This is a genomic window from Janthinobacterium sp. GW822-FHT07A03, from assembly GCF_058798815.1.
Genome location: NZ_JBXAKW010000025.1, coordinates 1 through 6,927 on the forward strand (window position 1 = coordinate 1; position 6,927 = coordinate 6,927).

Here is a 6,927-nt window from a genome sequence, read left to right on the forward strand (position 1 = left end):
AGGCCGGCGATGCCGGCTGCGCTTTCGCAGTGGCCGATGTTCGACTTGGCTGAGCCGATCGCGCAGAACTGGCGCTCCTGCGTATCGCGCGCGAACGCCTGCGCCAGGCCGCGGATCTCGATCGGATCGCCCAGCGCCGTGCCCGTGCCGTGCGCCTCGATGTAGCTGACGCTGCGCGCATCGATGCCTGCCTTGTCGAGTGCATTGCGAATCACCTCACTTTGCACTTGCGGATTGGGCACCATGTAGCCGTTGGTCTTGCCGCCGTGATTGATGCTGCTAGCGCGGATCACGCCATAGATGTGGTCCTGGTCGGCTTCGGCGGCGGACAGGCGCTTGAGCAGGACCGCACCGACTCCTTCGCCAGGCACGAAGCCATTGCCGCCGGTACCAAAGCTCTTGCACTGGCCATCTTCAGAGAGCATGCGCTGCGAGCACAGGGCAGTGTAGTTCGATGGATGCAGATACAGGTTGACGCCTCCAGCAATAGCCATGTCGCACTCGCCGCGCCGGATATGTTCGCAGGCTTCGTGAATCGCGGTCAGTGACGATGAACACATCGTGTCGATGGGCATGCTCGGGCCCTTCAGATCGAGCAAGTAGGACACTCGGTTCGCTACCGAGGCAAACGAGGTGCGGGGCAGCACCTGACCTGCCTGCTGTGCGCCATACAATTCAAATCCTGTCTTCGTTACGCCGGCAAACACACCAACCCGGTTGTCATATTGCCGCGCCAGCTGTTCCCGGGTGTAGCCGGCGTCTTCTAGCACGGCCCAGCAAGTCTCGACGAACAGGCGCTCCTGCGGATCCATTCCCAGCGCTTCGAGGGGCGAAATACGGAAGAACAGTGGGTCGAATTCGGCGAACCCGTCGACAAATCCGCCCCATTTGCTGTAGCTTGTGTTGGCGCCTCCTGCCATATCGAAAAAGCCATCGAGCCCCCAGCGATCGGCCGGGATTTCGCTGATGCAGTCCTTGCCGGCCTGTAGATTGCGCCAGAACTCATCCATGTCGCGCGCCTTCGGATATCTGCCGCTCAGGCCGATAATAGCGATCGCCTCGTGCCGTAGCGGTGCTGCCGCCTCCCCGCTACCAGGCGCATGTGCCGCCTTCCTGGCGCGGCGCGGCACCGCGGCAGCAACTGCCTGCGTGGCTGGCGGCAATGCAGCCGCCCCAAGGGTGCGCCCCTCGGGCTGTGGCAGGCCGCTCCACTGCAGGCAGGCGTGGCGGTGCTGCGCCAGCAGATAGATACCCAACGCGCGCAGACTGGCGCACTCGTAAAAGAGCGTCTTTGGCAGGGTGCCGAAGACGTTCTCCAAGTGAGCATTCAGTTGTGTCACCAGTACCGAATCGACCCCGTAGTTTTCAAATCCCAGGTCCAGGTCTATCTTTTCCAGCGGTATTTTGAGTACAAGGCCAAACATCGTCTTCAACTGCCGCTCCAGCGCCGGTACCAGCACTGCCAGCTCCGGCTGCTGCTCCAACTGTGCGACCGCGGAAGGCCTTTCCAGTGACGTGCCCAGGCGTTCAATGCGTTCCAGGTCACCATGCATTACCAGCAACTGTTCCTGGCGGCCGGCCAGCGCCCGATACAAGGCGACGATACCGTCCTGTGTGGTGAGCAGTTCCATTCCCGTTGCTTGCAGCATCGCCTGTTGCGTCCTGGCGTCCAATCGCATACCGCCATCGCGCCATAGCGGCCAATTGACGGATAACGTGTGTCCGTGACGTTGTCCCAGCGTCACCAGACCATTGCGGTGAACAGCATATGCGTCCATAAAGGCATTTGCCGCCGCATAATCGGCCTGGCCAACATTGCCGTACGCGCCGGCGAGTGAGGAAAAACACACCAGGTAGTCGAGTTTAAGATCGCGCGTAGCGAAGTCAAGATTCACCAGGCCATCAACTTTCGGGGCCAGCACGGCGTCAAGTTCCTCCGCTGTCTTCTTCACCAGAAAGCTGTCGCGTGTCACGCCGGCGCTGTGCAATACGGCGTCGATGCGCCCATGCACGCGCACCACGTCTTCCACCAGAGCTTGCACCGCGGTGGCATTGGCGATATCGCAGCGCTCATAGACTACGCGCGCTCCCATTGTTTCCAGTTCGCTCAACTGCTGCAGGCGCTGCGCATCGAGTGCAGACCGTCCTGTCAATATCAGCGTGGCACGTGGTACCTGGCGTGCGATATCGCGCGCAAATATCAGGCCCAGCCCCCCCGCTCCGCCGGTAATCAGATACACGCCACCTGCCTTCCACGGATGGTCCGGCAACGGCGTTGCTGGCACAGGGGCCCAACGCATTACCTCGCGTGCCGTGCCCACATGCCGGATGCGCCGGTCGTCCGGCCGCTGGCTGTCGACGCGCAGTTGCGTAGCCAGGAGCGCGCTGTCGCTCACCGCGTCGAACGCGATCAGCTGCCCGATCAAGCGCGGATTTTCCAGGCGTGCACTGTCCAGTAGCCCGGCCAGACCCGCCAGTGTCTGTCCTTCGCCGTGTGCCGGAACAACAATTTGCAGCAATTGTGTGCCGCCATCAGCCGCCGCCAGCATGGAACGCAGCTTGTCAAAGACGGCATGTGCGCACTGACGAAACGCGGCGGCAGTACCGTTTGCGGCAGGCGGCACCACCACGCACCGCGCACCAAGCGCAGCGGACAGACTCAGTTCTTCGACGCCATTCACGCCGCACCAGATTACCTCATGCGCCGCATAGCGAGGCGTTGGCGCCATGGCTTGCGCCTGCGCCTGCCACTGCGGCTGCAGCAGCAGGGATGCGGCGTTGTCCGCGACAGCTTCACGCAGCGTCAGTCCCGTCATGCGCACACACAGTTCGCCCATTTCGTCGACCAGGTCGATATCGAACGCCAGTCCTGTGAGTCCGTCGCTAGGCCGCACCACCGACCACATTGCAGGCGCGCAGGGACGCAGGATATCGATACACCGCAACGCGGCCGGCAGCAGAAGCTGGCAATTGTGGCTTGCGCCAAAGGCGAAGCTCGCTGCTGTCTGCAGCGCCGCCTCCAGCAGCAGCGGATGCAGATGCTGGCGTTGCGCATCCGGCAGCGCATGAGGAGGCAACACCAGTTGGGCCAGGATCAGCCGCTCTCCCACGTACACCGCACCAATCACCCGCTGTGACGGTGCGTAGCTCAAGCCTGTGCCCTCCAGCCACTCATAGCACTGTTCCGGCAATAGCCGCGTGTTGCCACATTCGCTGAGCAGCGCCGCGAGGTCCAGGGTCTCCGGCGCCGCTCCAGCAACCAGGCCGATGCGCCCTTCACAATACAGCAACCGATCTCCCTCCGGCGCGCCATCAAACACTTCGAACGCGACCTGGGCATCGCCATCCTGATACAGACTCAGGTCAAGCTGCAGCAGGCTCCCGGTATGTGCCAGCGGGAGCGGCCAGTTGAGATCTTCAAGGCGCAGCATCGTATCGGGGCGCGCCGTCATGCCGGAGTATTGGCAATACGCGGTGCGCGCCATTTCCAGGCAAATTGCCCCGCTGATGGTCTGCTGCTGCCAGATGTGGCGCTCGGCTAGCGCGGAACTGGCTGGAATAACAGTGCTGAAACGCGGCCCTGTCCAGTCGGAAACGTTGCGGTGCAACAATGGATGCAGCTGCCAGTCGGGTGTTTGCGGTTGCTCTCCCGGTGTCGCTATCTGGGGAATCCAGTAGCGATCGCGCATGAACGGGTAAGTGGGCAAGCTGGTGCGGTGCGGTCGGGACTCGCCCTGCAGGCGCACCCAGTCGATGTCCGTGCCGCCGACCCAGGCGTCAAGGACGCCCACGGCATCGGCACGCTGCAGCCAGGCGTGCGCCAGCGTATCCATGTGCGCAGCACCGGTGGGCTTGGCCTGCTCCGTTCCTTGGCGAGCACGGCCACGATGGACGCCTGTGGCCGCACTGCCGCTATCCTCGGCCGCCAGCCAGGCCTGTAGTTTGGCAGCGAGATCAGTGTGCGATTCGGCCGTCACGGCCAGCCGCTCCGCCATGGCCTCGCGTCCCAGCTGCAGCGTACAGGCGATATCGGCCAGATCCGCGCCAGCACAGCGACCTCCCAGGGCCTCCAGCAACAGGCGCACCACCTCGCGTAATGCCTGCGGATCTTTTGCCGACAGGGGAAATAGCGCCGCGCGCGGGCGTTCCGGTGCCGTAGTGCGTACACTGCGTGGAGCCTCTTCCAGCACCAGGTGGGCATTCGATCCACCGGCACCGAACGATGATATCCCGGCGATACGCGGCATATCGGTCGGTACGCCATTGACCTCGATGCGGGGGCGTGGCCAGGCAGCCAGTGTTTGCTGCACCACGAAGGGACTGGCAGCAAAATCGATATGCGGGTTGGGATTGGCCGAATGCAGCGATGGCGCCAGCATACCGTGCCGCATCTGCAGCAATACCTTGCTCAACGCGGCGATGCCGGCCGCGCTTTCGCAATGGCCGATATTCGATTTCGCCGAACCAATGGCGCAAAACTGGCGGTCTTGCGTATGCTGGCGAAATACACGGCTCAGACCGGCGATCTCGATTGGGTCGCCCAGCGACGTACCGGTACCGTGCGCTTCCACATAGCTGATGCTACGCGCGTCAATGCCCGCCTGCCGGATGGCCCGTTCAATCACATTGGCCTGGGAGCCAGGATTGGGCACCGTATAACCGTTGGCCTTGCCGCCATGATTGACGGCAGTGCCTTTGATGACGCCATAGATATGGTCGCCGTCCGCGATGGCTTTCGATAGCGGCTTGAGCAGCACGGCGCCCACGCCCTCAGCAGGCACGTAGCCGTCGCCACCCTCGCCGAAGCTCTCGCAGCGACCGCTGCTGGAAACGAAATTTCCTTGCCCTAGCAGTAAGTATTTATTTGGATGCAAGGACAAATTGACACCGCCGGCCAAGGCGAGCTCGCATTCGCCATGGTGCAGGCTTTGGCAAGCGAGATGAATCGCCGTCAGCGACGACGAGCACATGGTATTGATCGCCATGCTGGGGCCGTTGAAATTGCAGAAATACGAGACCCGGTTGGCGATTGAGGCAGCATTCGATGACAAGGCGACCGGCCGCCCCTGTACCTGCTCCTGCGCGCCGTACAACTGATATTCCTCGTACATGACACCGACGAAGACACCCACATTGCCGCCCGCCTGCCGCGCCAGCGATTCCCGCGTCTGGCCTGCATCCTCCAGCGTTTCGTAGGCGCACTGCAGGAATAAGCGTTCCTGCGGATCGATATATTCGGCGTGCAGCGGTGGAATACTGAAGAACAGGGGATCGAATTGATCGGCACCATCGATGAAGCCACCCCACTTGCTAGATGTCTTGCCAGGCACCGACTTGTCTGCGTCAAAATATTGGCTGTGGTCCCACCGCTCGGCCGGAATTTCGCTGATGCAGTCGACACCATCCTTGAGGTTTTCCCAAAACTCCCACACGTTGCGCGCCTTCGGATAGCGTCCCGCCAGGCCGATAACGGCAACCGCCTCCAGTGGCGGCGCGCCTTCCCCGCTGCGTTGCGCGACCGGGATCGCCGATGCCACTGTCGCCGCCTGCCAGTCATGGTGCCCGCTCAAATAGTGCGCCGTCTCGTTGATGGTCGGGTATTCGAACAGCAGGGTAGGCGCCAATGCGCCACCGACGCGGTCATTGATGGACCGTACCAGCTCGAGCATGTCGGCGGAGCCGAGTCCCAGTTCATAATAGCCGCAATCGGCGCCGATGGCGGCCACTTCCTTCTGCAGACGGATCGCGATCAGTTCTTGCAGGTACTTGGCGATGGCCTGTGCATCGATGGTGGCAGGAGCGTCAGCGGGCACAAGCGCTGCCACTGCTGGTGCTATTGGCGACGCGTGCAGCAAGCCAGGCGACCGGATCGTCTTGTTGGCGCACCCGAGCAACTGTGCCAGCTGGCGACCGTCTGCGTCGTAGAACTCCAGGTCGATGCATAGCAGCTCACCCTTATGCTGCACGGAGGAGGCAGGAATGCGGACCGTACAGACCGACTGCAGCAGGCCGCAGGCGCGGAAAGACTCGTAAAACAGCGGAATGCGCAAATTCGGTTCGGCTTCCTGGAACCCTGATACCGCGACGGCACTGGCATCGAGCAGCACCGGGTGGAACATGGCGCCAGCTGCGCTGGCAGCCGCCTCGGGGCCCAGCGCCAGGTCGGCCAGCAATGCCTCGGAAGTCTGATACACGGTGCCCTCTGCCTGCATGAAGCCGCGGTGCACCAGCTCCTTCTGCCGGCACTGTGCATAGACATCCTGCATATCGCGGCTGCATACGTTGGTACTGCGTGCGGCGGCGATATCGCCGACAGCGGCAAGGGAAACAAAGGCGGCAGGCGCGCAAGGATGCATCTCGGCGGTGGCATAGCATGATGCGGCGCCCTCCTCTGCTTCGTGCCGTCCTATCGTGATATCCCAATGGCCATCCTCATGCAACACGCAGTCGACGCCCAGCTGCACCGTCTCATCCGGCAGGACGATCAGCGGCTGGTAGATCGACAGATTGCGCAATTCAAGTTGCGCATAATCGTGGCCGTGTTCGCGGAACAGCTGGTACAGCATATCGATATAGGCCAGGCCAGGCAGCAAGTGCTGGCCATGTACCAGGTGGCCAAGGATCATTGGACGCTGCAAATTCATGGAGAACGTGGATTTCACATCTAACCTCATTAATAGCATGGTAAGGACGCACCCGCGGATGCGCCTGATAATTGTCCTGCCGGGGCGTTCAGCGCCCCCATAAACTTTCCGCTGGCGACATGGCTTGGTCTTTGACTGCCGCATGGAAATGCTGCACCTTCGCCTGGTCACTCGTTATCGCACCCAGCGGGCTGATGTCAATACGCTGCAGCGCCGGTGGCTGCAGTGGCTTGCGCCGCGCCGCGCTTGCCCCGGTCTCCGGCCACGATTCCAGGATGGCGTG

General features: G+C 62.3%; 2 protein-coding genes. Both read right to left on the reverse strand.

Translation table 11 applies throughout. The features are described 5' to 3' along the window. On the reverse strand, nucleotides 1–6,662 hold a 6,662-nt coding region (locus AC1RJW_RS29540; protein WP_493048086.1), incomplete at its 3' end, for an SDR family NAD(P)-dependent oxidoreductase. 70 nt (nucleotides 6,663–6,732) lie between these two features. Then, the coding region (locus tag AC1RJW_RS29545) for a hypothetical protein (RefSeq protein WP_493048087.1) at nucleotides 6,733–6,927 on the reverse strand (195 nt) is incomplete at its 5' end.